Below are 24,392 nucleotides of genomic sequence, written 5' to 3' on the forward strand. Positions count from 1 at the left end.
GAACAGCATGACAGATGTAACCGTAAAATCGCTGGCCGCAGAGATTCAGACTTCGGTAGAACGCCTGGTACAGCAGTTTGCTGATGCAGGGATCCGTAAGTCTGAAAACGACTCTGTGACTCAGCAGGAAAAAGAAACCTTACTGACGCACCTTAATCGCGATAACGGCAGCCCGTCAGGCAAATTAACCTTGCAGCGCAAAACGCGCAGCACCTTGAATATTCCAGGCACCGGGGGTAAAAGTAAGTCGGTGCAAATCGAAGTCCGCAAAAAGCGCACCTATGTAAAAGAGGATGCTGAGGCTGAAAAAGCTAAGGCTGAAGCAGAAGCGCAGGCGCAGCGTGAAGCGGAAGAACAGGCTCGTCGTGAGGCGGAAGAAAAAGCCAGGCGTGAAGCAGCGGAAAAAGCGAAGCGTGAAGCCGAAGAGCAAGCCAAACGCGAGGCCGCGGAAAAGGCTAAGCGCGAAGCAGCGGAAAATGAGAAAGTGAGCAACCAACAAACCGACGATATGACCCGGGCCGGACAATCTGAAAAAGCCCGTCGCGAAGCTGAAGCTGCAGAGCTGAAGCGTAAAGCGGAAGAAGAAGCCCGCCGTAAGCTGGAAGAAGACGCGCGCCGCGTAGCGGAAGAAGCGCGTAAGCTCGCAGAGCAGAAAGCTGGCGACTGGGAAGAGAAACCGACCGAGGAAGATGACGCAGATTATCACGTTACTACCTCGCAACATGCACGTCAGGCCGAAGACGAAAACGACCGTGAGGTTGAAGGCGGTCGTGGACGCACCCGCACGGCTAAAGCGCCTCGTCCGCGTAAAGGCAACAAACATGCGGAAGCGAAAACCGATCGTGAAGAAGCCCGTGCGGCGATTCGCGGCGGCAAAGGCGGCAAGCATCGTAAAGGCAGCATGCTGCAGCAGGGCTTCAACAAGCCAGCACAGGCGGTTAACCGCGATGTGGTGATTGGTGAAACCATTACCGTAGCTGAACTGGCTAACAAAATGGCGGTGAAAGGCTCCCAGGTCATCAAAGCGATGATGAAAATGGGTGCAATGGCCACCATCAACCAGGTTATCGACCAGGAAACAGCACAGCTGGTTGCGGAAGAGATGGGACACAAAGTGATCCTGCGCCGCGAGAATGAGCTGGAAGAAGCGGTAATGAGCGATCGTGATACCGGCGCTGCTGCCGAATCACGTGCGCCAGTGGTGACCATCATGGGTCACGTTGACCATGGTAAAACCTCACTGCTTGACTATATCCGCTCCACCAAAATCGCCTCTGGCGAAGCGGGCGGCATTACTCAGCATATCGGTGCTTATCACGTTGAAACCGATAACGGCATGATCACCTTCCTGGATACCCCAGGCCACGCCGCGTTTACCGCGATGCGTGCCCGTGGTGCGCAGGCAACGGATATCGTGGTACTGGTTGTCGCGGCTGACGATGGCGTGATGCCGCAGACTATCGAAGCTGTTCAGCACGCAAAAGCGGCTGGCGTGCCGGTGGTCGTGGCGGTGAACAAAATCGATAAGCCGGAAGCCGATCCGGATCGCGTGAAAAACGAACTGACCCAGTACGGTATCATTCCGGAAGAGTGGGGCGGTGAAAACATGTTCGTTAACGTTTCTGCGAAAGCGGGTACTGGCGTTGACGATCTGCTGAATGCGATTTTGCTACAGTCTGAAGTGCTTGAGCTGACCGCAGTGCGCGCCGGTATGGCCAGCGGTGTGGTAATCGAATCTTTCCTGGACAAAGGTCGTGGTCCGGTTGCTACCGTACTGGTACGTGAAGGTACGCTGCATAAAGGCGACATCGTACTGTGCGGTTTCGAATATGGCCGTGTGCGTGCGATGCGCGATGAACTGGGTCATGAAGTGGTTGAAGCGGGTCCGTCTATCCCGGTTGAAATCCTCGGCCTGTCCGGTGTACCGGCAGCGGGTGATGAAGCGACCGTGGTACGTGACGAGAAGAAAGCGCGTGAAGTAGCGCTCTATCGTCAGGGCAAATTCCGCGAAGTTAAGCTGGCGCGTCAGCAGAAATCCAAGCTGGAGAATATGTTCGCCAACATGACTGAAGGCGACGTGTCCGAGCTGAATATCGTGCTGAAAGCGGACGTACAGGGTTCTGTCGAAGCGATCTCCGATTCGCTGCTGAAACTCTCTACCGACGAAGTGAAAGTCAAAATCGTGGGTTCCGGCGTCGGTGGTATCACCGAGACGGACGCAACGCTGGCTGCGGCTTCGAATGCTATCATCCTCGGCTTCAACGTTCGTGCCGACGCCTCTGCGCGTCGCGTCATCGAGGCGGAAAGCCTGGATCTGCGTTACTACTCCGTCATCTATAATCTGATCGACGAAGTGAAGGCGGCGATGAGCGGTATGCTGGCACCGGAATACAAACAGCAGATCATCGGCCTGGCCGAAGTGCGCGACGTGTTCAAATCACCGAAGTTTGGCGCGATTGCCGGTTGTATGGTGACCGAAGGCGTAGTGAAACGTCACAACCCAATCCGTGTTCTGCGCGACAACGTGGTTATCTATGAAGGCGAGCTGGAATCTCTGCGCCGCTTCAAAGATGACGTGAACGAAGTGCGTAACGGCATGGAATGTGGTATCGGCGTTAAGAACTACAACGATGTTCGCACCGGCGATATGATCGAAGTGTTCGAAGTGATCGAGATCCAACGTACCATCGAATAACGATCGCATTGTAAGTGGTATTTGGGAGGCCTGGTGTCTCCCCTCGCTGAGCCCCGCCCTGTTCCGGTCGGGGCTCAGCCTTATCAGGAGGAATAATTATGGCGAAAGAATTTGGTCGCCCGCAGCGTGTTGCTCAGGAGCTGCAAAAAGAGATCGCTATCATCATCCAGCGTGAAATTAAAGATCCGCGCCTCGGCCTGATGGTCACCGTCTCTGGCGTTGAAGTGTCACGCGATCTGGCCTACGCGAAGGTGTTCGTCACCTTCTTAAACGGTGATGATGCCGATTCGGTTAAAGCGGGCGTTAAGGCGCTGCAGGACGCTTCCGGTTACATCCGTATGCTGCTCGGCAAGGCGATGCGTCTGCGTATCGTGCCTGAACTGACATTCTTCTACGATAACTCACTGGTTGAAGGGATGCGTATGTCCAACCTGGTGACCAACGTCGTTAAAAATGATGCCCAGCGCCGCGGACCGGCGGAAGAAGACGACAAGGAGGAGTAATGAGCCGTCCTCGTCGTCGCGGTCGTGATATCCACGGCGTGTTGCTGCTGGATAAGCCGCAGGGGCTGTCCTCTAATGATGCCTTGCAAAAGGTAAAGCGTATTTTCCGCGCTAACCGTGCAGGTCATACCGGCGCGCTCGATCCGCTGGCGACCGGCATGCTGCCCATCTGCCTGGGCGAAGCGACGAAGTTCTCGCAGTACCTGCTGGATGCCGATAAGCGTTATCGCGTGATCGCCCGCCTCGGCGAGCGTACGGATACCTCCGACGCCGATGGTCAGATTATTACGCAACGCCCGGTAACGTTTGATCAGGCGCAGCTTGATGCCGCGCTGGAAAGTTTTCGTGGCGAAACCCAGCAGATACCGTCGATGTATTCAGCGCTGAAATATCAGGGCCGTCCGCTGTATGAATATGCGCGTCAGGGCATTGACGTGCCGCGTGAAGCACGTCCGATTATCGTCTATGAGCTGCAGTTTATCCGCTGGCAGGGAAATGAGCTGGAACTGGAAATTCACTGCTCAAAAGGCACCTATATCCGTACCATTATCGACGATCTTGGCGAAAAGCTTGGATGCGGCGCGCACGTGATTATGCTGCGTCGTTTGCAGGTGGCGCGCTATCCGATTGAAAAAATGGTAACGCTGGAGCAGCTGTTTGCCCTGCAGGGTGAACCGGGCGAGATAAACGAAGCGGCGCAGGCGGAACTGGATGCTTTACTGATGCCAATGGATAGCCCGGCGGCGGATTACCCGGAAGTTAACCTGAGCACCGTAACTGCCGTCTGGTTTAAGCAAGGCCAGCCGGTGCAGGCTTCCGGCGCGCCGCGTGAGGGGCTGGTGCGGGTAACCGAAGGTGACGCGCGCAAGTTTATCGGCATGGCGCAGATTGCGGAGGATGGACGCGTGGCACCACGCCGTTTAGTGGTAGAATATTCTGCCTGAGTCATTTGCACTCATCTCAGCCTGAGAGTAGAATAATGCGGCTTTACATGGGGTCGCTGAATTAGAGATTGGCACCCTGACATTCATCATTTAACTGGAGTTCATTATGTCTCTAAGTACCGAAGCTAAAGCAGAGATCGTTGCTAAATACGGTCGTGGCGCTAACGACAGCGGCTCAACCGAAGTTCAGGTTGCTCTGCTGACTGCTCAGATTAACCACCTGCAGGGTCACTTCTCTGAGCACAAGAAAGACCACCACAGCCGTCGCGGTCTGCTGCGCATGGTTTCCCAGCGTCGTAAGCTGCTGGACTACCTGAAGCGTAAAGACGTTGCACGTTACACCAGCCTGATCGAAAGCCTGGGTCTGCGTCGCTAAGTCCCAACATGCTGTTTCAGGACATATGCACGTTTCCTGCTTTAGCGGGGTTAAACTGAACAGCATGGTGCAAGTTTCGTGGAAAAGGGGCCTCAGGGCCCCTTTTTTCAACCAACCGGCAGCAATCTATAGCAATATATTGTATTGTTGCAGTATGTGATCTTCACTTGCAGAGGTTCGCGCGGCTAATGAGAGACTTTATGCAGCGGGGCATAAGGATTGTCATTAGTCGCGAGGATGCAATGAAGGTTAAAAACCCACAGCAGGCAGTAAGATTGTGCCTGTTTTGACGTAAAGGAAGTTATTTTGCTGAATCCGATTGTACGTAAATTCCAGTACGGTCAGCATACCGTGACGCTGGAAACCGGTATGATGGCACGTCAGGCTACTGCGGCCGTAATGGCCAGCATGGATGATACCGCTGTATTTGTAACCGTTGTAGGCCAGAAAAAAGCGAAAGCTGGTCAGGATTTCTTTCCGCTGACCGTAAACTACCAGGAGCGTACCTACGCTGCCGGTCGTATTCCGGGCAGCTTCTTCCGTCGTGAAGGCCGTCCAAGCGAAGGCGAAACGCTGATTGCGCGTCTGATTGACCGCCCGGTTCGTCCGCTGTTCCCTGAAGGCTTCGTTAACGAAGTCCAGGTTATCGCTACCGTAGTATCGGTAAACCCGCAGGTTAACCCGGATATCGTGGCGATGATCGGTGCCTCTGCGGCGCTGAGCCTTTCTGGCATTCCGTTCAACGGCCCTATCGGTGCCGCACGCGTTGGTTACATCAACGATCAGTATGTGCTCAATCCGACTTCTGATGAGATCAAACAGTCTCGTCTGGACCTGGTGGTTGCTGGTACGCAGAGCGCAGTACTGATGGTGGAATCCGAAGCGGATATTCTCTCTGAAGAGCAGATGCTGGGCGCGGTAGTCTTCGGTCATGAACAGCAGCAGGTTGTTATCGAAAACATCAATTCGCTGGTTGCCGAAGCGGGTAAACCGCGTTGGGACTGGCAGCCTGAAGCCGCCAACGAAACGCTGAATGCGCGTATCGCGGCGCTGGCTGAATCTCGCCTGAGCGATGCTTACCGCATCACCGAAAAACAGGAGCGTTATGCGCAGGTTGATCTGATCAAATCAGAAACCACCGCGGCGCTGCTGGCGGAAGATGAAACGCTGGATGAAGGCGAAATCAGCGATATTCTGCACGCTATCGAGAAAAACGTCGTGCGTAGCCGTGTACTGAACGGCGAGCCGCGTATCGACGGGCGTGAAAAAGATATGATTCGCGGTCTGGATGTTCGTACCGGCGTCCTGCCGCGTACGCATGGTTCCGCGCTGTTTACCCGTGGCGAAACGCAGGCGCTGGTTACCGCGACGCTGGGCACCGCACGCGATGCGCAGAGCCTGGATGAGCTGATGGGCGAACGCACCGACAACTTCCTGTTCCACTATAACTTCCCTCCGTACTCCGTAGGCGAAACCGGTATGGTGGGTTCACCGAAGCGTCGTGAAATCGGTCACGGTCGTCTGGCAAAACGCGGCGTGCTGGCAGTCATGCCGAAGCTTGACGAATTCCCGTACACCGTGCGCGTGGTTTCTGAAATCACCGAATCCAACGGTTCTTCTTCTATGGCTTCCGTTTGTGGCGCTTCTCTGGCGCTGATGGATGCTGGCGTGCCGATTAAAGCGGCCGTAGCGGGCATCGCGATGGGCCTGGTAAAAGAAGGCGATCGTTATGTCGTGCTGTCAGATATCCTGGGCGATGAAGATCACCTCGGCGATATGGACTTTAAAGTTGCCGGTAGCCGTGAAGGTATCACTGCACTGCAGATGGATATCAAAATTGAAGGCATCACGCGTGAAATCATGCAGGTTGCGCTGAATCAGGCCAAGGGTGCGCGTTTGCATATCCTGGGCGTGATGGAACAGGCAATCAGCACGCCGCGTGGCGATATCTCTGAATTCGCACCGCGTATTCACACCATCAAGATCAATCCGGACAAAATTAAGGATGTGATCGGTAAAGGTGGTTCCGTGATCCGTGCGTTGACCGAAGAAACTGGCACTACCATCGAAATCGAAGATGACGGTACGGTGAAGATCGCGGCGACCGATGGCGACAAAGCGAAACATGCTATCCGTCGTATCGAAGAGATCACTGCGGAAATCGAAGTAGGTCGTATCTACAACGGTAAAGTTACCCGCATCGTTGACTTCGGTGCTTTCGTCGCTATCGGCGGCGGTAAAGAAGGTCTGGTTCATATTTCTCAAATCGCTGATAAGCGCGTTGAGAAAGTCACCGACTACCTGCAGATGGGTCAGGAAGTACCGGTTAAGGTACTGGAAGTTGACCGTCAGGGCCGCGTGCGTCTGAGCATTAAAGAAGCTTCAGAGCAGCAGCCGCAGGCAGAAACGGCAGCCGTGACCCCTGAAGCAGAGTAAAAGCGCGTTCGACATTGAGCTCTCCCTCTTGTGGGGAGAGCTGTTTCGTTGCGAGGGCGGGAATCCTTGTGCATGGCAGGCGGATGACAGGATGTGCATCCCAATGTTGGTATTCGGGAGTGGGAAATGAAGCCTTTTTTGCGCTGGTGTTTCGTTGCGACAGCTATCACGCTGGCAGGATGCAGCAACTCAGATTGGCGTAAGAGCGATGTGCTGGCGGTTCCGCTACAGCCGACTCTGCAACAGGAAGTCATCCTGGCGCGCATGGAACAAATTCTTGCCAGTCGGGCATTGACCGATGATGAGCGCGCACAGCTATTATATGAGCGCGGAGTGTTGTATGATAGCTTAGGTCTGAGGGCACTGGCGCGGAATGATTTTTCGCAGGCGCTGTCTATAAGACCAGATATGCCTGAAGTATTTAATTATTTAGGTATATACTTAACGCAGGCTGGCAACTTTGATGCCGCCTATGAAGCGTTTGATTCTGTACTTGAGCTTGATCCAACTTACAATTATGCGCATTTGAACCGGGGTATCGCCCTCTATTACGGTGGACGGTACAGGTTAGCGCAAGATGATCTGCTGGCGTTTTATCAAGACGATCCTAACGATCCTTTCCGCAGCCTGTGGCTCTATCTCGATGAACAAGAGATGGATGCTAAGCAGGCGAAAGTAATGCTGAAGCAGCGTTACGAGAAGGCGAATCGCGATCAATGGGGATGGAATATTGTCGAGTTCTACCTGGGCGACATCAGTGAAAAAACGCTGATGGAACGTCTTAAGGCAGACGCAACGGATAACACCTCGCTCGCTGAACATCTCAGTGAAACCAACTTCTATTTAGGTAAGTACTACCTAAGTCTGGGGGAGAAGGACAGCGCGGAAGCGTTGTTCAAACTGGCGGTTGCTAACAACGTTCATAACTTTGTTGAGCACCGATACGCATTGTTGGAATTGGCGCTGTTAGGCCAGACACAAGACGATTTAACAGAATCTGACCAGCAATAGCTGACGAACAACTGATCCATTTTTTGCAAAATGTCATCACCTTTCGGGGTGACGGCTTTTTTGTTCGTCAAAACATCTAATTTGAGCCGGTTCACATTTTTCAATGAAAATGATTGCATATTTTCAGAATGAGTTGTGTAGACTGGCCGCCGTAATCTAAGAGGCACGTGTACTACATGACTGATATTCAAACCACTTTTTCCGATCTGGGCCTTAACGAAGCTATCCTCACCGCTCTGAATGACATGGGCTATGAGAAGCCATCGCCAATCCAGGCCGCCTGTATCCCACATCTGCTGGAAGGCCGCGATGTGCTGGGTATGGCACAAACCGGTAGTGGCAAAACCGCAGCGTTCGCATTACCGCTGCTGAACAATATCGACACTGAATTGAAAGCACCGCAGATCCTGGTGCTGGCACCGACGCGTGAGCTGGCGGTGCAGGTTGCAGAAGCCTGCAACGATTTTTCTAAACATATGCGCGGCGTAAACGTGCTGGCCCTGTATGGCGGCCAACGTTATGACGTGCAGCTGCGCGCTCTGCGTCAGGGGCCGCAGATTGTCGTAGGTACGCCGGGGCGTCTGCTGGACCACCTGAAACGCGGCACGCTGGATCTCTCCAAACTGCGCGGTCTGGTGCTCGACGAAGCAGATGAAATGCTGCGTATGGGCTTTATCGAAGACGTGGAAACCATCATGGCGCAGATCCCGGAAGGTCATCAGACCGCTCTGTTCTCTGCCACCATGCCGGAAGCGATTCGTCGCATTACCCGTCGCTTTATGAAAGATCCGCAGGAAGTGCGCATTCAGAGCAGCGTCACTACGCGTCCTGACATCAGCCAGAGCTACTGGACCGTCTGGGGCCGTAAAACCGATGCGCTGGTACGTTTCCTGGAAGCGGAAGATTTTGATGCTGCTATCATCTTCGTACGTACTAAAAACGCTACGCTGGAAGTGGCTGAAGCGCTGGAGCGCAGCGGTTACAACAGCGCCGCGCTGAACGGTGATATGAACCAGGCGCTGCGTGAGCAGACGCTGGAGCGTTTGAAAGATGGTCGTCTGGATATCCTGATCGCGACTGACGTAGCGGCTCGTGGCCTTGACGTTGATCGTATCAGTCTGGTAGTTAACTACGATATCCCGATGGATTCTGAATCCTACGTTCACCGTATCGGTCGTACCGGTCGTGCTGGCCGTGCCGGTCGCGCACTGCTGTTCGTGGAAAACCGTGAACGTCGCCTGCTGCGCAACATCGAGCGCACCATGAAGCTGACCATTCCGGAAGTAGAGCTGCCGAATGCGGAACTGCTGAGCACCCGCCGTCTGGCGAAGTTCGCGGCTAAAGTACAGCAGCAGCTGGAAAGCAGCGATCTGGAACAGTACCGTGCGCTGCTGAGCCAGCTGTCTCCAGAAAGCGATCTGGATATGGAAACGCTGGCCGCCGCGTTGCTGAAAATGGCGCAGGGCGAACGTCCGCTGATTCTGCCGCCGGATGCACCGCGTCCGCAACGTCGTGAATTCCGTGAGCGTGACGATCGTCGCGGTAGCCGTGACGCACGTAGCGACAGCCGTGATGGCGATCGTCCACGTCGTGAACGTCGTGACGTTGGCGATATGGAACTGTACCGCATTGAAGTGGGCCGTGATGATGGTGTTGAAGTTCGTCACATCGTGGGCGCTATCGCTAACGAAGGCGATATCAGCAGCCGTTACATCGGTAACATCAAGCTGTTTGCTTCTCACTCAACGATTGAGCTGCCGAAAGGTATGCCGGGTGAAATCCTGCAACACTTTACCCGCACGCGTATTCTCAACAAACCGATGAATATGCAGCTGCTGGGCGATGCGCAGCCGCACGAACGTGCCGATCGTGGTGAACGTCGCGGTGGGCGTGGTGGTTTTGGCGGTGAACGCCGTGAAGGCGGTCGCGAAGGTGGCGGTCGTCGCTTCAGCGAACGTCGTGAAGGCGGCGGTCGCAGCTTCAACCGCGAAGGCGGTAATCGTGGTCCGCGTCGTGAAGATAGCGCCGGTACCGGTGCTGTACGCCGTCGCGATTACTAATCGCTAAGCACGAAATAAAAAACCAGCCGTAAGGCTGGTTTTTTTATGTCTGTCATTCAGGCTAAGGATAATGCTCAGAGTACCTGAGCAGCCTGCATTGCCAGCTCAAACGAGCGTAAACGCGCCTGCGTATCGAAAATCTGCCCGTTAACCATAATCTCATCCGCCTGAGTTTCACGAATCAGCGCTGCCAGACCATGTTGCACTTTGGTGCTATCGCCGACGATCGACATACTCAACGCCTGCTGAACGCCATACTGCTCCGAAGGAGTCCAGAGCGCATCCATATTCTCTACCGGCTTCGGTAACGGACCCGGTTTACCGCGCCGCAGATTGATAAACTGCTGCTGCATAGAGGTAAACAGGAAGCGTGCCTCCTGCTCGCTGTCCGCCGCGATGACGTTTACGCATACCATGGCGTACGGCTGCGCCAGCCGCGCGGAAGGCTGGAAGTTTTCACGGTACATATGCAGCGCCTGGAACAGCAGGTCGGGAGCGAAATGGGAGGCAAAAGCGAAGGGCAGGCCCAGCTTCGCCGCCAGCTGCGCGCTATAGAGGCTGGAACCCAGCAGCCAGACCGGGATCTGTAATCCCAGCCCCGGCACCGGCTGTACCGGCAGCTGCGCATCTTTATCCGCGTCAAACCAGGCGATCAGGGTTTCGACATCATCAGGAAAGCTGTCAACCATAGAGGCGCTTTGATGGCGACGTAATGCCATCATTGTGCGCTGGTCGGAACCAGGCGCGCGGCCCAGCCCCAGATCGATACGTCCCGGATAAAGCGTCTCCAGCGTACCGAACTGTTCGGCAATGACCAGTGGCGCATGATTTGGCAGCATAATGCCGCCGGAGCCCAGGCGCAGCGTGCTGGTATTGGCTGCCAGATAACCGATCAACACTGACGTAGCGGCGCTGGCGATCCCGGTCATATTATGATGTTCTGCGAGCCAGTAGCGATGAAAGCCCAGTTTCTCCGCCTGACGGGCCAGTGCCAGCGAAGCATTAAAAGCGTCACGCGGCGTAGCACCCTGCGAAACCGGGGCCAGATCGAGCACTGACAGGGGAACGTTTTTTTCTCAGACATATCTGCTCACTTTGTTGGCTGAAAGGCCGGGGCGATAACGTTTCTGTCGGCCTGACAGAAAAACATGCACTTACTCTACCGTATTGCACTTTTAGCAGAGTAGCCAGAATATGCCCTGAGAGCAAAGTGACAGGAGAAGTTAAATAGTAAGTGAAGTCAGGAAAGGCGGCACGGGCGTTGGCGCACCGTGCCGTAGGATCAGGACTGTAGCGCCATACCGGCCAGCTTACGCCAGTAGCCGTTACAGTCGTTGCGCTGGGCCACCATCAACGGTGCCTGGCCTTGTTCATTGGCGCGGAAGCGATCGATCATCTCCAGCGTCCCTTTATCTTCCGGTGACAGGCGCACCACATCCACCAGGCCATGCATACTGGTAAGATCGTTACCGAGGTTATAGCAGTAGCCGCTCATGGTCTGGATGCCGTTCAGCACAAATACCTGCTGATCTTCCTGTGACAGTACGCGACGGCCCTGCGGATATTTAATGCAGCAGGTTTCACAGTCGTCTTTAGGTTTGTCTTCGGAGCGGGCGGTAAAGCAGCGCGCCGACAGCGCCAGCGGCAGATGACCGTAGGCCAGGACTTCCACTTCGAACTTACCGTGGATCCCCAGCTCATGACACTGTTGCTGAATATTTATCAGCCAGTCACGCGACAGCTCCACCGGCATACACCAGCGTATCATGCCCAGACGCAGCAGCATACGCAGCGTCACGGCGTTATAGCAGTTGAGCGCATGTCCGACAACGAAGGGCAGCTTTTGCTCTGCCGCCATGTTTACCGTACCGAAATCGTTCGCCTCAATCAGGAAATCGCCGTTATCCACATAACGTTTAATCTCCTGTAGTTCAGAGGTGGACTGCACCAGTGCCAGCGTACTGAACACCACCTGTTTTCCACTCTCCGCCAGCTGGCGAGCAAAATCCATCCACTGCGGAAAGCGTGTTGCGCGACGTTTGCTGCAAACTGATTCGCCCAGGTAAACAATTTCCGCGCTGCTTTCTGCGGCAGCCTGATAAAAATCGGCCAGCTTTTCCGTTGGCCAGTACCACAGCACTGGCCCTAAAGAATATTTCATCACCTTTCCTTTATTGCCATTTACGGTGGTAAGCGCCCAGCGTGGTCTGGGTGCCTTCCGACAGCGAGCCCAGCTCCGTCATCCAGCTTTCCTGAACGGCAAAGGCTTCCGGGTTCGCTTTACAGCGATCGATAGCCTGACGCCAGATACGCGCCACCTGCGAAACATAGGCGGGACTGCGCTGACGACCTTCGATCTTCACCGAGGCGATATTGGCGGCTAACAGCTCGGGCAATAGCTCAAGGGTGTTCAGGCTGGTAGGTTCCTCCAGCACATGGTAACGCTGCCCGTCGACCTGATAGCGCCCCTTACATAAGGTGGGATAGCCCGCATTTTCATTGGGCTCGTAGCGATCGATCAGCACTTCGTTCAGGCGTGATTCCAGTCCGGCAGGCGTTTGCTGCCAGCGCACATAGCGGGCAGGCGAGCAGGCACCAACCGTATTCGGCGATTCGCCGGTCATCCACGAAGAGAGATAGCAGCGGCCCTCCGCCATAATACAGAGGCTGCCAAAGGCGAAAACTTCCAGCGGCACCGGCGTATTACGCGCCAGCTGGCGCACCTGATGGATAGAGAGCACTCGCGGTAGTACCACGCGCGCCACATCAAAGTGCTGATGGTAGAAGCGAATCGCTTCCAGGTTGGTGGCTGATGCCTGAACCGATACGTGTCTTTCGATATGAGGATAACGGCTGGTCGCGTATTCCAGCATGGCTAAATCAGCAATAATCAGCGCGTCAGCGCCGTTATCCACCGCCATATCAATAGCGTTTTGCCAACGGATAAAGCCATTGGGATGCGCGAAAGTGTTAATGGCGACATGCAGTTTACGCTGATGCTGATGCACCACGCGCGCCGCCTCTTTCAGACGCTTATCGGTAAAGTTAAGACCGGCGAAATGACGAGCGTTCGTGTCATCCTTCAGACCGATGTAAACTGCATCTGCTCCGTTTTCGATAGCTGCCTTCAGCGCGGGCAAATTGCCCGCCGGGCAAAGGAGTTCCATGACATATCCTGTAAGCAATAAAATACTTGCGCCGAGTGTAGTCAACCCACGAATGGGAAATTTTGATTTAAGGCAGCGAATGACGTATTGATTGAATAAGTGTGACAAAATTGTTCATTTTGCAGCGTGATTTATTGATCCAGTCGCTCAGGAGAAAATGGCGCTGTGGCAAAATAGCGTGTAATAGCGCTTATTTGGTCTGAGGAGTAAAACTGTGTTAAAGATGCTTCGCGCTCAGTGTGTTAATCAGGGGCCCGCGCTGTTGCGGTTGCCGGTGCAGTTTACGCCGTTTGCACTGAAAAAAGTGTTACTGCAGCAGCTATTAAATTTGCAGTTTCGCCATGCGCTGGCGGAAGGTGAGTTAGACTTTCTGCAGGGACGCTGGCTGGGCATTGATATCCATGATATTGCACTGCGCTGGACCGTCACGCTGGAAAACGATCGTTTAGAAATTAGCAACCGTGATGAGGCCGACGTCTGGTTTCGCGGCACCGCCAATGACCTGCTGCTGGTTGCCGCACGTAAAACCGACCCGGATACGCTTTTCTTCCAGCGCCGCCTGGTGATCGAAGGTGACACCGAGCTGGGGCTGGAGGTAAAAAATCTGATGGATGCGATCGAGCTGGAGCATATGCCAGCACCGCTACGCATTGGGTTAATGCAGCTGGCTGATTTCGTCGAGGCCGGCCTGAACGAGGACGCGAAATCTTTAGGAGATCGCGCAGGTGCTTCATGTTAATTCGTACAGAGATAGGGGTGGACGCTGCCGGTATAGATAGCCTGCTGCGCCGCTGCTTTACCACCAGCGCCGAAGCGGAACTGGTGCAACGGCTACGTGAAGATGGGCAGCTAACGCTGGGCGTGGTTGCGACTGACGATGAAGGGCAGGTGCTGGGCTATGCGGCATTCAGCCCGGTCACCGTACAGGATGAAGATCGCAACTGGGTTGGTCTGGCACCGCTGGCGGTCGATGAGCGCGTGCGGGGTCAGGGTATCGGCCAGCAGCTGGTTTATGAAGGGCTCGATACGCTGAATGAATTTGGCTATGCGGCGGTGGTGGTGCTGGGCGATCCGGCCTGGTATGGGCGCTGTGGCTTTGAGCCTGCGGCCCGCCATCAGCTACGCTGCGCGTGGCCCGGCACGGAGGCCACTTTCCAGGTCTACCGGCTGGCGGACGACGCGTTTGTTGATGTGAACGGTGAAGTGGCGTATTCCGCGCACTTTAACCGCTTCGCTCGCTGAGCCAGCAGGCCAGCGAAACGGGCTGGCTGGCAACCAGCCTGAGTTTCTCCTGCCGCGATAGCTGTTTCACCTGATATTCCAGGCGGGATGCCATTGCCCGGTCGCCTGCATCGCAGATAAAAAGCAGCTCCAGCGGCCCTTTTCCCCGCAGCGCTTTCGCGCCGGTGCCTTTCTGGTGCTGCAAAAAACGGCGCGGCACATTATTGCTGATGCCGGTATAGAGCCAGCCAGCCGCAGTGCGGATAATATAGAGCTGCCAGGGCGCAGCGACGATCTCACTCATGCTCATCCTCTTCGTTTCAGGAGTGGCATTGTAGCCGCCTCGTCTGCACTCGTCATGATCGGCCCGCTGAATTCGTAATGGAGAGAAATTTGTCTGACGTTAGCGCGATTGCGCGCTTTTTAAAAAAGCAGCATGTGCTGTCGCTATGCTGCCGCGATGCAGAGACGCTCTGGTGCGCCAACTGTTTTTATGTGTTTGACGAAGCACGTATGGCGTTCTGGATCATGACCGAAGAGAAGACGCACCACGGCGCGCTGATGGTGCAGCATCCCCAGGTAGCGGGCACGGTTAACGGTCAGCCGAAAACGGTTATGCTGATTAAAGGCGTGCAGTATCGCGGTGAGGTGCAGCGGCTGAGCGGTGAGCAGGAACAGGCTGCGCGAGCGGCCTATTGTCAACGGTTCCCGGTGGCGCGCGCTGTTTCGGCACCGTTATGGGAAATCAGGCTGGATGAGATAAAAATGACCGATAACGCACTCGGCTTCGGTAAAAAGCAGTATTGGCTGCGCGAAGCGCGTTAACCGTCTGGAAAAGCGCCGTGCGGCGGCAGCGCTGCACGGCGGCGAGCGGTTAGCTCATATTCAGGATACGCAGTGACTCCTGATTAAACGCGGGCAGATCTTCCGGCGTGCGGCTGGTCACCAGCTTGTCGTTATCCACCACAACTTCTTTATCGTAGAAATCCGCACCGGCGTTTTTCAGATCGATCGCGATCGCTTTCACGCAGGTCATCTTGCGTCCACGCACGCCGTTGGCGCTAATCAGCAGCTGCGGGCCGTGGCAAATGGCGAAGATCGGTTTGCCGCTGGCGACAAATTCTTTAGTGAAATTGACAAAACGATCGTCGCCGCGCAGGCTGTCTGGCGAATGACCGCCGGGCAGCAGCAGCGCATCAAATTCCGCCGGGCTGACATGATCAATATCTTTATCTATTTTTACCTGAGCTTTTCCCTGCTTGCCCGTTACCGTTTTACCGGCTTCCATTTCGATGGTCACAACTTCATGGCCCGCTTTGGTATAGGCTTCTGCAGGGGAGGTAAATTCAGAGTCTTCAAATTCATCGGTAATCAGTACCGCTATTTTCTTGCTCATCTTTTCCTCCTTTCTGGGTTGAACTACCGGTTAAGTCTGGTTGAGGATGCCGAAAAATCAAATTCTTCGCGGCAACATCTCTGCTAATCTCAGCTTCATGACGCCCGCGACAGGCTTATGCGGGGCGGCAAACCCTGATAAGGAGAAACGATGAGTCGGATATTGTTAACCGGTGCCAGCGGGCTGGTGGGAAATCATCTGCTGCGCTTGCTGGTGGCAGATGCCCGCGTCAGCGAAATCATTGCGCCGACGCGTCGTCCGCTGCCCGCGATGCAAAAGCTGATTAATCCTGTTGAAGCGGATCTTACCGATGTACTGCGTCCGTTACAGCTGCCGGTGGATATCGTGTTTTGCTGTCTGGGGACGACGCGGAAACAGGCGGGCAGCAAGGCGGCTTTTGTGCATGTTGATTACACGCTGGTGGTGGATAGCGCCATTGCCGGACAGCGGCTCGGCGCGAAGCATATGCTGGCAGTCAGCTCACACGGAGCCAGCATACGTTCACCCTTTTTTTATCAGCGGGTAAAAGGCGAGATGGAGCATGCGCTACGGCAGCAGAACTGGCCGCGGCTGACGCTGATTCGCCCCTCGCTGCTGTTAGGCGATCGCCAGCAGCCGCGTCCGGGCGAAGCTTTTCTCGCTCCGTTATTTAAGCTGCTGCCGGGAAACTGGCGAGCGGTGGCGGCGAAAGAGGTTGCCGCTGTGATGATGCGTGAGGCATTTTCTCCTGCCCACAGCGGGCTGAATATTATTGAATCGGCGGCGATTCCGCGTCACGGCGCGCAGGCGGGAGGCTAAAAGCCAGCCCGCGCGATGTGTTGGTGTTGATGTGGGGGCGACGAAATGGCCCCCTTAACGATATGTTGGGGCGGGTGGTTAATCTGCTTTACGCAGATAGTGGATAACCTGGTTACTGCTGCCGCGCCAGATCAGTTTGGCATCTTTAAGCGCCTGGATAAATTTGCCGTCCACCAGCACATCCAGCTCTGCAACCACCTTACGCTGCGCTTCGCTTAGCTCCGCCAGCGTATAGCCGGTCCACAGCCAGATATCCTTACCGGGGCAGGCACGACGCACGCGGCGCACCAGGCGCAGCACGTCCGGCACGTTGGCCGGATGCAGCGGATCGCCGCCGGAAAGCGACAGCCCCTGACGTGGAATACGGCGATCGTTCAGATCGTTAATCAACTGCTCTTCCATCTCAATGGTAAAAGGCACGCCGGAGTTCAGCCGCCAGGTGCGCTGGTTATAGCAGCCGGGGCATTCATGTTCACAGCCCGCTACAAACAGCGTACAGCGGGTGCCGGGGCCGTTTACTACATCGACCGGGTAATACTGGTGGATATTCACAGATGCTTGACTCGCCGTTTCACTTCTTCCTGCTTCCCGGCGTTGAACGGACGCGCATCCGGGCTGCCCAGATAGCCGCAAACGCGGCGCGTCACTGAAACTCTGGCCGGATCGTGGTTGCCGCAGGCCGGGCAGGTAAAGCCCTTACTGGTACAGTCAAACTCGCCGGTAAAGCCGCAGTCATAGCACTCATCAATGGGCGTATTGGTGCCGTAATAGGGCACGCGGTCATAGCTGTAATCCCAGACATCTTCCAGCGCTTTCAGGTTGTGCTGTAAGTTAGGGTACTCGCCGTAACAGATAAAGCCGCCGTTGGCGATAGCCGGATACACCGCTTCGAAATCGAGTTTATCGTAAGGATTAACCTTCTTCTCCACGTCGAGGTGGAAGCTGTTGGTGTAGTAACCCTTGTCGGTTACGCCTTTCACCTGACCGAATTCGGCGGCATCCAGGCGGCAGAAGCGATCGCAGAGATTTTCGCTCGGCGTGCTGTAGAGGCTGAAGCCGTAGCCGGTTTCCTCTTTCCATTCGTCTACGGCGGTGCGCAGGCGAGTCACGATGGCTACCGCTTTGGCGCGCAGCGCTTCGTCGTCATACACGTGCGTTTCGCCACCGCTCAGCGCGTTGATGGTTTCATGTAGGCCGATATAGCCAAGAGAGATCGAGGCACGCCCGTGCTTGAAGATTTCCGCCACGTTATCGTCTGCATTAAGCCGCACGCCGCAGGCACCTTCCATATAGAGAATCGGTGCCACGCGCGCTTTGGTATGCTCCAGACGGGCGATGCGCGTCATCAGCGCTTTTTTGGCGATCGCTAAACGCTCATCCAACAGCTGCCAGAAACGGTTTTCGTCACCTTTGGCTTCCAGCGCGATACGCGGCAGGTTAAGGCTGATTACGCCAAGGTTATTACGGCCATCATGTACCTGTTCGCCGTTTTCTTCCCAGACGCCAAGGAAACTGCGGCAGCCCATCGGTGTTTTAAAGGAACCGGTAACGCTAACCACGCGGTCATAGTTAAGAATATCGGGATACATGCGCTTGCTGGCGCATTCCAGAGCCAGCTGTTTGATATCGTAATTCACGTCGCCCGGGCGGCGATTCAGCCCTTCGCGGATGGCGAAAACCAGTTTCGGGAACACGGCGGTTTTGCGGTTTTTACCCAGTCCGGCGATGCGGTTACGCAGGATCGACTGCTGGATCAGACGAGCCGCCCAGCTGGTGCCAAGACCAAAGCCGAAGGTCACAAACGGCGTCTGGCCGTTGGCAGTGTGCAGCGTGTTGACCTCATATTCCAGCGACTGGAAGGCATCGAAACACTCTTTTTCAGTGCGTTCACGTGCATAGCGTTCAACTTCGGCGATCTGCCATTCACGCGCTACCGCCAGATGTTTGTTGTAGCTGGCTTCGACAAACGGCGCGAGGATTTCGTCAATGCGGTTGATGGTGGTGCCGCCGTAAATATGGCTGGCAACCTGCGCGATAATTTGAGCGGTTACGGCGGTCGCGGTGGCGATCGATTTCGGCGGCTCAATTTCGGCGTTGCCCATTTTGAAGCCGTTGGTCAACATGCCTTTCAGATCGATCAGCATGCAGTTAAACATCGGGAAGAAGGGTGCGTAATCGAGATCGTGATAGTGGATCTCCCCGCGCTGGTGGGCGCGTACCACATCACGCGGCAGCATGTGCTGTTGTGCGTAATGCTTCGCGACGATGCCTGCCAGCAAATCGCGTTGGGTTGGGATCACCTTGCTGTCTTTATTAGCGTTTTCGTGCAGTAGTGCCGGATCGCTTTGCTCAACCAGGCCGCGAATCGCTTTGCTCAGCTTGCCGCGCTGTTCACGAGCCAGATCGCGATCGTGTCGGTATTCAATATACTGGCGCGCCAGCTGCGGATAGCGTCCTGCCATCAGCAGATCTTCCACCGCCTGCTGGATCTCGTGGATATCAACCCGATCGCGGCTGCACATTTTCTCGCTAACCTGTTGCGCGATGAGAGCGCAATAGTCGTTATCTTCAATCCGGGCGGCACGGGCCGCAGCGCGAATCGCCTCGGCGATACGCTGTTGATCAAAGGCTACCTGACAGCCGTCTCGTTTTATTACCGTCGTTGTCACCACCGCTCTCCTTCAACGCAATTACTATATGTTGGATAGGTGGTGAATAGTAAACGCTATATATGGTGTTTTCGCCTTATTTAACCGTGCTTTTTTTGATGCAGAACAAAGATCGCAGAGGGCGGTTGAAAACTTAAACGCTAATCACAGAAAAGGATTACTCTTACTGCCTTTGATTAAAAAATGCACGACGGCGAGAGCAGGACAGGGTCATTTTAAAGGCTGCTAACGGCTTAAGAACGGAGCAGATCGAGCGTTATTAACAGGCCATAGCGCGCCAGTAATGGATCCTCCGGCAGCGCCAGCAGGATATCGGCCAGGTCAGCTAACGGATGCCCGACGGCGGCCAGCATCACTACCGGAACATGACGGCTACGGGCCAGCAGCGCCGCGTTGCGTAAGTTAACATCTGGCTCTCCGAGGGAAATGATCATCAGTGCCTGATCTTCGTTAAGCATCGCGGCGCTGACGCCGATGAAATGAGGTTCCTGGCTGAGCGTGGTGGTCACGCCCTGCGCCATCAGCTGTTGCTGCACCTGAAGGCCATATATCGCCTCGCTGCCGCCTGCGGTGAAAATAGTCACGCTGCGCGCCTGATGTAGCAGCTGGGCCGCTTCGGCGTAAGAAGAAGAGGAATTTTGCTGTAGCTGCTGATGCAGAGCCTGTTGAACTTCCGCCAGCCGCCGCTCGCCGGCAGAAAGCGGTGCGGCCCCGCCGGGTGCCATATAGCGCGAATGGCTGGCGGAGGCCTGCGCCAGCTTCATGCGCAGCTCGCGTATATCTTCACAGCCGACTGACTTGGCGAAGCGGGTAATGGTGGCCGGGCTGACGCCAGCATGGCTGGCCAGCTGATCGATGGTTGCTGAAGCGGCGAAGCTGACGTTTGCCAATACCGTCCGCGCCACGCGTGCCTCTTGCTGGCTCAGCTCGTTGAGCCGCTTACCAATCTGAAACAGAATGTCGTCAAAATCCTCGCGTCCGATAGAGCGGGCAAAGCGTTTCACCGTCTCAGGACTGACGCCCGCGCCGGCCGCCAGCTTCTCCAGTGAAGAGGTACTGGCGTAATCAACGTCGCCGGTTATCGCTGGCTGTACCCGATGCGTCTCTGCGCTATTTTGCTGGAGCGTGCGCAGCTGCTGCATAAAATCATCCATGTCACGACATCCTACGGATCGGGCGAAGGCAGAAAGGGTATCGGCGCTGACGCCAGCCTGCTGCGCCAGCTGTTCGAGCGTGGCGCTGCATGAGAATTGCAGATTCTCCAGCACGAAACGCGCGATGCGTGATTGTTGCTGAGGCAGCCTTTGCAGGCTGTTCTCCAGTTGCCACACCAGATCCATAGGGTCAAAAACTCCTGTTGCGTTGTGTTTCAGATTTTAATCAGCATAGCGTGATGAAAATTATTTTCAGTAAAGTTTTTTAAGTACGTCTCTGTAATTCGTTATCTTACTGATAAAACTGGTATTAAGTTTATGAATAAGAAAGTGTAGCTGGATAAACGCTACATCGATCACAGCTATGAAAATTATTTTCAATATACTTTTTATCAAAAAGCTTATTAATCAGTCAGTTGAGTTTTTCGGCTAACAAAACCTGCGGCACAGGGTATTTACAGCACCGACTCTCTCTGGCTTATATTTGAGCACATCTTAAAGGAGAAAACGCTATGCATATTGTACTTTGCTGTGCTGCGGGCATGTCTACCAGCATGCTGGTAACCCGTATGAAGGCGGAAGCGGAGAAGCGGCAGCTGGCGGTGCGGATTGATGCCGTACCGGTGGCAGAGTTTGAAAGTATTGTCGACGATGCCGACGTTATTTTGTTAGGGCCGCAGGTGCAGTATGAAGCACCACGTCTGACAGCGCTCGCCGCGCCGCTTGGCAAGCCGGTTGCGGTGATCGATATGATGGATTACGGCACCATGCGTGGCGATAAGGTGCTTGATAAAGCGCTAACGCTGCTACCGTCCTGATTATTCCGGCGTTCCGCCGGTCAATTAATTAACCAGAGAAGCAAACGTGCCTTAACGGTGCGCGGCTTCCTGCATGCCCGTTTCAGCATGGAGAGAAAGATGGACCAGGAAAATATCATTATGGAGCTGCTGGTTCACGCTGGTAGCGCGCGCAGCCATGCGCTTTCAGCGTTACGGCAGGCGCGAGAAGGCGATTTCGCTGCGGCGGAACAGTCACAGCAGGCCGCCCGCGCCGCAATCGGTGAGGCACATCGTATGCAAACCACATTAATCGGTATGGATGAGGGCAGCGGTAAGCTGAAGGTGACGCTGATCCTGGCGCACGCCCAGGATCACCTGATGAACGCGATGCTTATTCAGGATCTGACCGCTGACCTTATCGAACTTTATCGTCGTTTACCTGCTCCAGGAGAACAGCATGCTTAAGATTGCGATTATTGGCGGCGGTAGCAGCTATACGCCGGAACTGATGGAAGGCATTATCCGCCATTATCAGCAGCTACCGGTCACCGAGCTGGCGCTGATGGATGTCGAAACGGGGCGTGAGAAAGTGGAGATCATCGCCGCGCTGACGCGGCGTATGCTGAAGCGCAACGGCCTGGAACGGGTAAAGGTCAGCGTGCACTTTGCCCTCGACGGCGCGGTGCAGGGCGCGGCCTTTGTGCTGACCCAGCTACGCGTTGGTCAGCTGGCGGCGCGGGCAGCTGATGAGCGTCTCGGCCTGAAATATCAGATGCTGGGACAGGAAACCACCGGCATCGGCGGCTTTGCCAAAGCGTTGCGCACCATTCCGGTGCTGCTGGAGGTGGCGAAATGCGTGGAGGCACTGGCACCCGACGCCTTTATCATCAACTTCACTAACCCCGCCGGGATGGTAACCGAGGCGGTGTCACGCTACAGCAAGGCGAAAATTATTGGCCTGTGCAACGTGCCGGTTACGATGCATCACATGATTGCCGATATGCTGGAAGCGCCGCATGAGCAGATTAAGCTGCGTTTTGCCGGACTGAATCATATGGTCTGGGTGCATCAGGTGATGCAGCAGGGCAAGGATGTCACCAGCAAGGTTATCGATATGCTCTGTGCCGGACATGCGCTGTCGATGAACAATATCCAGGAAGTGCCCTGGCCCGCCAGCTTCCTGCGCGCCCTGCGGGCGATTCCCTGTCCCTATCATCGCTACTTCTGGCAAACGCGCGCCATGCTGACGGAAGAGATTGAGGCGGCAAAAACGGCGGGCACCCGAGCCGAGCAGGTGATGAAAGTTGAGGCAGAGCTGTTCCAGCTTTACGCCGATCCGCAACTCGATCGTAAACCGGAGCAGCTTAATTTTCGCGGCGGGGCGTTTTACTCCGAAGTGGCGGTCAATCTGATTCGCAGCATTCATACCAACAGCGGAGAGGAGATGGTGGTCAACTGCCGTAACAACGGCGCGATTCAGGGGCTGCCTGATGATGCGGTGGTGGAAACCAACTGCCTGATTGATGCGCAGGGCGCGCATCCACTGGCCTTTGGGCGTCTGCCGCCCGCCATGAATGGCCTGACACAGCAGGTAAAAGATTTTGAACGCCTGACGATTGAGGCGGCGGTGCATGGCGATCGGGACAGCGCATTGCTGGCGCTGGTCACTAACCCGTTAATCGGCGACCTGAGCACCGCAGAAGCGCTGCTGGCGGAAGTACTGGAAAACAATAAGGCCTGGCTGCCGCAGTTTTAGTAAGTGTGCGCCGGTAACCATCATCTCGTGATACGAGAGGGAAAATTATGAATGGCAAAAGATCGTTGATAGAGCGTTACGTCATGCCTGCCGCACTGAAAGTCGCCGGGCAAAAGCATGTGCTTTCTGTTCGTGACGGCATCATTTTAAACATGCCGTTTATGCTGATTGGCTCCTTCTTTTTAATTTTCGCCTACCTGCCGATTCCCGCCTGGGCCGAGATGATGGCGGGGCTGTTTGGCGATGCCTGGCGCGATAAGCTGTTGTATCCGGTTAAGGCCACTTACGACATTATGGCGATTATCTCCAGCTTCGGCATCGCTTACCGGCTGGCAGAAAAGTACCGCACGCTCGATCCGTTAACCAGCGGCGCGCTGGCGCTGGTGGCGTTTATGATGACGATTCCGCAGCATACCCTGTTTGCGCCGGTGGAAGGCGCGGCGCAAAAAATCGTTGATGGCGTGATCCCGGTAAATCTGGTCGGCAGCCAGGGGCTGTTTGTCGCGATTGTTATCTCGCTGCTGTCAACGGAGATCTACCGTTTTGTCAGCGCCCGCAATCTGGTTATTCGTATGCCGGAAGGCGTGCCGCCCGCGGTGGCAAAATCTTTTTTGGCGCTGATCCCCGGCTTCTGCGTACTGGCGTTTGTACTGTTACTCCGTCTGGCGGTAGAAGCATCGCCTTTTGGCGATATCAACACCATGATCAGCACCATTATCGGAATTCCGATGCATCACGTGGGCGGAACGCTGCCGGGGATGATCTTCTCGGTGATTTTGATCGGCGTGCTCTGGACGCTGGGTTTGCACGGCGATGCTATTGTGCTGGTGTTTATCCAGCCGGTCTGGTTAGCGAACATGACGGAAAACTTTACCGCCTTTCAGCACAATCAGCCGGTGCCTCACATCATCACGCAGCAGTTTTACGATCTGTGGATTGCGCCAGGCGGAACCGGCGCGCTGCTGGGGCTGGTCATCTTTATGTTGATACGTAGCCGCAGCGTGCAGATGAAACAGCTGGGAAAAATCGCCGCACCGGGCGCGCTATTCAATATCAGTGAGCCGCTGGTATTTGGTATCCCGCTGGTGATGAATCCCTGGTTCTTCCTGCCGTTTATCCTGACGCCGGTTGTGTTGGTGCTGGTGACCTGGAGTGCCATGTCGCTGGGATTGGTTGCGCCGCCAGCCGGTATTGCGCTGCCTTTCACCACGCCGATTTTCTTCAGTGGCTATCTCGCTACCGGCGGGCATATTTCCGGCACCGTCATGCAGGCGATTAACCTCGGTATTTCGCTGGTGATCTACTATCCCTTCTTCCGGGCCTGGGATAAGCAGAAATGGCGGGAAGAGCAGGCAGCAGCAAGCGCGGCGGCGCAAAAGCGCGCTGCGGAAACAATTATGGCGGAGGGAAGCCAGGCGTAGCCAGCG

Annotated in this window: 23 protein-coding genes; 15 read left to right on the forward strand and 8 right to left on the reverse strand. The window is 55.3% G+C overall.

Annotated elements, in window-relative coordinates:
* Nucleotides 1–7: 7 nt before the first annotated feature.
* The 7 genes from infB (at nt 8) to C7M51_RS20340 (ending at nt 10,025) form a co-directional block, all read left to right on the forward strand.
* Nucleotides 8–2,695 carry a translation initiation factor IF-2 gene (gene infB, locus C7M51_RS20310; RefSeq protein WP_160623298.1) on the forward strand — a complete coding sequence of 896 codons (2,688 nt, stop codon included), beginning with the start codon at nt 8–10 and terminating at the stop codon, nt 2,693–2,695.
* A 98-nt stretch (nt 2,696–2,793) separates the two neighbouring features.
* Complete coding sequence (rbfA, locus tag C7M51_RS20315) at nt 2,794–3,198, forward strand: 30S ribosome-binding factor RbfA (protein WP_160623299.1); 405 nt, start codon at nt 2,794–2,796, stop codon at nt 3,196–3,198.
* Nucleotides 3,198–4,142: a tRNA pseudouridine(55) synthase TruB gene (gene truB / locus C7M51_RS20320; RefSeq protein ID WP_160623300.1), complete on the forward strand. Its 945-nt coding sequence runs from the start codon at nt 3,198–3,200 to the stop codon at nt 4,140–4,142. The genes rbfA and truB overlap by 1 nt, the downstream gene beginning before the upstream one ends.
* Before the next feature lie 106 nt (nt 4,143–4,248).
* Nucleotides 4,249–4,518 (forward strand): 30S ribosomal protein S15, encoded by a 270-nt coding sequence (gene rpsO, locus C7M51_RS20325; protein ID WP_038628742.1) that lies wholly within the window; start codon nt 4,249–4,251, stop codon nt 4,516–4,518.
* A gap of 306 nt (nt 4,519–4,824) precedes the next feature.
* On the forward strand, nt 4,825–6,954 hold the full coding sequence (gene pnp, locus C7M51_RS20330) for a polyribonucleotide nucleotidyltransferase (RefSeq protein ID WP_160623301.1): 2,130 nt from the start codon (nt 4,825–4,827) through the stop codon (nt 6,952–6,954).
* Between the two features lie 126 nt (nt 6,955–7,080).
* Nucleotides 7,081–7,965, forward strand: coding sequence for a lipoprotein NlpI (nlpI, locus tag C7M51_RS20335; protein ID WP_141174807.1), 885 nt, complete (start codon nt 7,081–7,083; stop codon nt 7,963–7,965).
* A 176-nt stretch (nt 7,966–8,141) separates the two neighbouring features.
* A complete protein-coding gene (locus C7M51_RS20340) occupies nt 8,142–10,025 on the forward strand; it encodes a DEAD/DEAH family ATP-dependent RNA helicase (protein WP_160623302.1) in 1,884 nt (627 codons plus the stop codon).
* Between the two features lie 74 nt (nt 10,026–10,099).
* On the opposite strand, the gene C7M51_RS20345 is transcribed toward C7M51_RS20340, so the two are convergent.
* The 3 genes from C7M51_RS20345 to ubiU form a co-directional block, all read right to left on the reverse strand.
* On the reverse strand, nt 10,100–11,086 hold the full coding sequence (locus C7M51_RS20345) for a luciferase-like monooxygenase (protein ID WP_160623718.1): 987 nt from the start codon (nt 11,084–11,086) through the stop codon (nt 10,100–10,102).
* A gap of 221 nt (nt 11,087–11,307) precedes the next feature.
* On the reverse strand, nt 11,308–12,186 hold the full coding sequence (locus C7M51_RS20350) for a U32 family peptidase (RefSeq protein ID WP_160623303.1): 879 nt from the start codon (nt 12,184–12,186) through the stop codon (nt 11,308–11,310).
* A gap of 10 nt (nt 12,187–12,196) precedes the next feature.
* Nucleotides 12,197–13,192 (reverse strand): ubiquinone anaerobic biosynthesis protein UbiU, encoded by a 996-nt coding sequence (ubiU, locus tag C7M51_RS20355; RefSeq protein WP_160623304.1) that lies wholly within the window; start codon nt 13,190–13,192, stop codon nt 12,197–12,199.
* Nucleotides 13,193–13,406: 214 nt separating this feature from the next.
* Between ubiU and ubiT the strand changes: the two genes are divergently transcribed.
* Together ubiT and C7M51_RS20365 are read left to right on the forward strand one after the other, a co-directional pair.
* Nucleotides 13,407–13,931, forward strand: coding sequence for a ubiquinone anaerobic biosynthesis accessory factor UbiT (gene ubiT, locus C7M51_RS20360; protein WP_425280986.1), 525 nt, complete (start codon nt 13,407–13,409; stop codon nt 13,929–13,931).
* On the forward strand, nt 13,925–14,434 hold the full coding sequence (locus tag C7M51_RS20365) for a GNAT family N-acetyltransferase (protein ID WP_160623305.1): 510 nt from the start codon (nt 13,925–13,927) through the stop codon (nt 14,432–14,434). Before ubiT ends, C7M51_RS20365 begins: the two co-directional genes overlap by 7 nt.
* Here C7M51_RS20365 and C7M51_RS20370 read toward each other — a convergent pair.
* Nucleotides 14,415–14,717: a GIY-YIG nuclease family protein gene (locus C7M51_RS20370; protein WP_160623306.1), complete on the reverse strand. Its 303-nt coding sequence runs from the start codon at nt 14,715–14,717 to the stop codon at nt 14,415–14,417. The two genes, C7M51_RS20365 and C7M51_RS20370, sit on opposite strands and share 20 nt — an antisense overlap.
* A gap of 89 nt (nt 14,718–14,806) precedes the next feature.
* Between C7M51_RS20370 and C7M51_RS20375 the strand changes: the two genes are divergently transcribed.
* Complete coding sequence (locus C7M51_RS20375) at nt 14,807–15,238, forward strand: YhbP family protein (RefSeq protein WP_160623307.1); 432 nt, start codon at nt 14,807–14,809, stop codon at nt 15,236–15,238.
* 49 nt (nt 15,239–15,287) lie between these two features.
* On the opposite strand, the gene C7M51_RS20380 is transcribed toward C7M51_RS20375, so the two are convergent.
* A complete protein-coding gene (locus tag C7M51_RS20380) occupies nt 15,288–15,809 on the reverse strand; it encodes a type 1 glutamine amidotransferase domain-containing protein (RefSeq protein ID WP_160623308.1) in 522 nt (173 codons plus the stop codon).
* A gap of 150 nt (nt 15,810–15,959) precedes the next feature.
* Here C7M51_RS20380 and C7M51_RS20385 point away from each other — a divergent pair, with 150 nt between their 5' ends.
* Complete coding sequence (locus C7M51_RS20385) at nt 15,960–16,607, forward strand: NAD(P)H-binding protein (protein ID WP_160623309.1); 648 nt, start codon at nt 15,960–15,962, stop codon at nt 16,605–16,607.
* A gap of 78 nt (nt 16,608–16,685) precedes the next feature.
* On the opposite strand, the gene nrdG is transcribed toward C7M51_RS20385, so the two are convergent.
* The 3 genes from nrdG to C7M51_RS20400 form a co-directional block, all read right to left on the reverse strand.
* On the reverse strand, nt 16,686–17,159 hold the full coding sequence (nrdG, locus tag C7M51_RS20390) for an anaerobic ribonucleoside-triphosphate reductase-activating protein (protein ID WP_160623310.1): 474 nt from the start codon (nt 17,157–17,159) through the stop codon (nt 16,686–16,688).
* On the reverse strand, nt 17,156–19,276 hold the full coding sequence (gene nrdD, locus C7M51_RS20395) for an anaerobic ribonucleoside-triphosphate reductase (RefSeq protein WP_160623311.1): 2,121 nt from the start codon (nt 19,274–19,276) through the stop codon (nt 17,156–17,158). The genes nrdG and nrdD overlap by 4 nt, the downstream gene beginning before the upstream one ends.
* A gap of 233 nt (nt 19,277–19,509) precedes the next feature.
* Complete coding sequence (locus C7M51_RS20400) at nt 19,510–20,616, reverse strand: MurR/RpiR family transcriptional regulator (protein WP_160623312.1); 1,107 nt, start codon at nt 20,614–20,616, stop codon at nt 19,510–19,512.
* A gap of 326 nt (nt 20,617–20,942) precedes the next feature.
* Between C7M51_RS20400 and C7M51_RS20405 the strand changes: the two genes are divergently transcribed.
* The 4 genes from C7M51_RS20405 (at nt 20,943) to celB (ending at nt 24,386) form a co-directional block, all read left to right on the forward strand.
* Nucleotides 20,943–21,248: a PTS sugar transporter subunit IIB gene (locus C7M51_RS20405; RefSeq protein WP_160623313.1), complete on the forward strand. Its 306-nt coding sequence runs from the start codon at nt 20,943–20,945 to the stop codon at nt 21,246–21,248.
* A gap of 99 nt (nt 21,249–21,347) precedes the next feature.
* Complete coding sequence (locus tag C7M51_RS20410) at nt 21,348–21,674, forward strand: PTS lactose/cellobiose transporter subunit IIA (RefSeq protein WP_160623314.1); 327 nt, start codon at nt 21,348–21,350, stop codon at nt 21,672–21,674.
* Complete coding sequence (locus C7M51_RS20415; RefSeq protein ID WP_160623315.1) at nt 21,667–22,965, forward strand: 6-phospho-beta-glucosidase; 1,299 nt, start codon at nt 21,667–21,669, stop codon at nt 22,963–22,965. The genes C7M51_RS20410 and C7M51_RS20415 overlap by 8 nt, the downstream gene beginning before the upstream one ends.
* Before the next feature lie 47 nt (nt 22,966–23,012).
* Nucleotides 23,013–24,386 carry a PTS cellobiose transporter subunit IIC gene (gene celB / locus C7M51_RS20420; RefSeq protein WP_160623316.1) on the forward strand — a complete coding sequence of 458 codons (1,374 nt, stop codon included), beginning with the start codon at nt 23,013–23,015 and terminating at the stop codon, nt 24,384–24,386.
* The last annotated feature ends 6 nt before the right edge of the window (nt 24,387–24,392 follow it).

It is taken from the genome of Mixta intestinalis, from assembly GCF_009914055.1.
Classification (GTDB): domain Bacteria; phylum Pseudomonadota; class Gammaproteobacteria; order Enterobacterales; family Enterobacteriaceae; genus Mixta; species Mixta intestinalis.

What these genes read in the sequence shown, in the direction of transcription:
- C7M51_RS20400 (WP_160623312.1), bottom strand. Translation starts at nt 20,616, where the DNA reads ATGGATCTGGTGTGGCAACTGGAGAACAGCCTGCAAAGGCTGCCTCAG.
- infB (WP_160623298.1), top strand. Translation starts at nt 8, where the DNA reads ATGACAGATGTAACCGTAAAATCGCTGGCCGCAGAGATTCAGACTTCG.
- C7M51_RS20350 (WP_160623303.1), bottom strand. Translation starts at nt 12,186, where the DNA reads ATGAAATATTCTTTAGGGCCAGTGCTGTGGTACTGGCCAACGGAAAAG.
- rbfA (WP_160623299.1), top strand. Translation starts at nt 2,794, where the DNA reads ATGGCGAAAGAATTTGGTCGCCCGCAGCGTGTTGCTCAGGAGCTGCAA.
- nlpI (WP_141174807.1), top strand. Translation starts at nt 7,081, where the DNA reads ATGAAGCCTTTTTTGCGCTGGTGTTTCGTTGCGACAGCTATCACGCTG.
- C7M51_RS20365 (WP_160623305.1), top strand. Translation starts at nt 13,925, where the DNA reads ATGTTAATTCGTACAGAGATAGGGGTGGACGCTGCCGGTATAGATAGC.
- ubiU (WP_160623304.1), bottom strand. Translation starts at nt 13,192, where the DNA reads ATGGAACTCCTTTGCCCGGCGGGCAATTTGCCCGCGCTGAAGGCAGCT.
- celB (WP_160623316.1), top strand. Translation starts at nt 23,013, where the DNA reads ATGAATGGCAAAAGATCGTTGATAGAGCGTTACGTCATGCCTGCCGCA.
- C7M51_RS20380 (WP_160623308.1), bottom strand. Translation starts at nt 15,809, where the DNA reads ATGAGCAAGAAAATAGCGGTACTGATTACCGATGAATTTGAAGACTCT.
- C7M51_RS20410 (WP_160623314.1), top strand. Translation starts at nt 21,348, where the DNA reads ATGGACCAGGAAAATATCATTATGGAGCTGCTGGTTCACGCTGGTAGC.
- rpsO (WP_038628742.1), top strand. Translation starts at nt 4,249, where the DNA reads ATGTCTCTAAGTACCGAAGCTAAAGCAGAGATCGTTGCTAAATACGGT.
- C7M51_RS20340 (WP_160623302.1), top strand. Translation starts at nt 8,142, where the DNA reads ATGACTGATATTCAAACCACTTTTTCCGATCTGGGCCTTAACGAAGCT.
- truB (WP_160623300.1), top strand. Translation starts at nt 3,198, where the DNA reads ATGAGCCGTCCTCGTCGTCGCGGTCGTGATATCCACGGCGTGTTGCTG.
- C7M51_RS20405 (WP_160623313.1), top strand. Translation starts at nt 20,943, where the DNA reads ATGCATATTGTACTTTGCTGTGCTGCGGGCATGTCTACCAGCATGCTG.
- C7M51_RS20370 (WP_160623306.1), bottom strand. Translation starts at nt 14,717, where the DNA reads ATGAGTGAGATCGTCGCTGCGCCCTGGCAGCTCTATATTATCCGCACT.
- C7M51_RS20415 (WP_160623315.1), top strand. Translation starts at nt 21,667, where the DNA reads ATGCTTAAGATTGCGATTATTGGCGGCGGTAGCAGCTATACGCCGGAA.
- C7M51_RS20385 (WP_160623309.1), top strand. Translation starts at nt 15,960, where the DNA reads ATGAGTCGGATATTGTTAACCGGTGCCAGCGGGCTGGTGGGAAATCAT.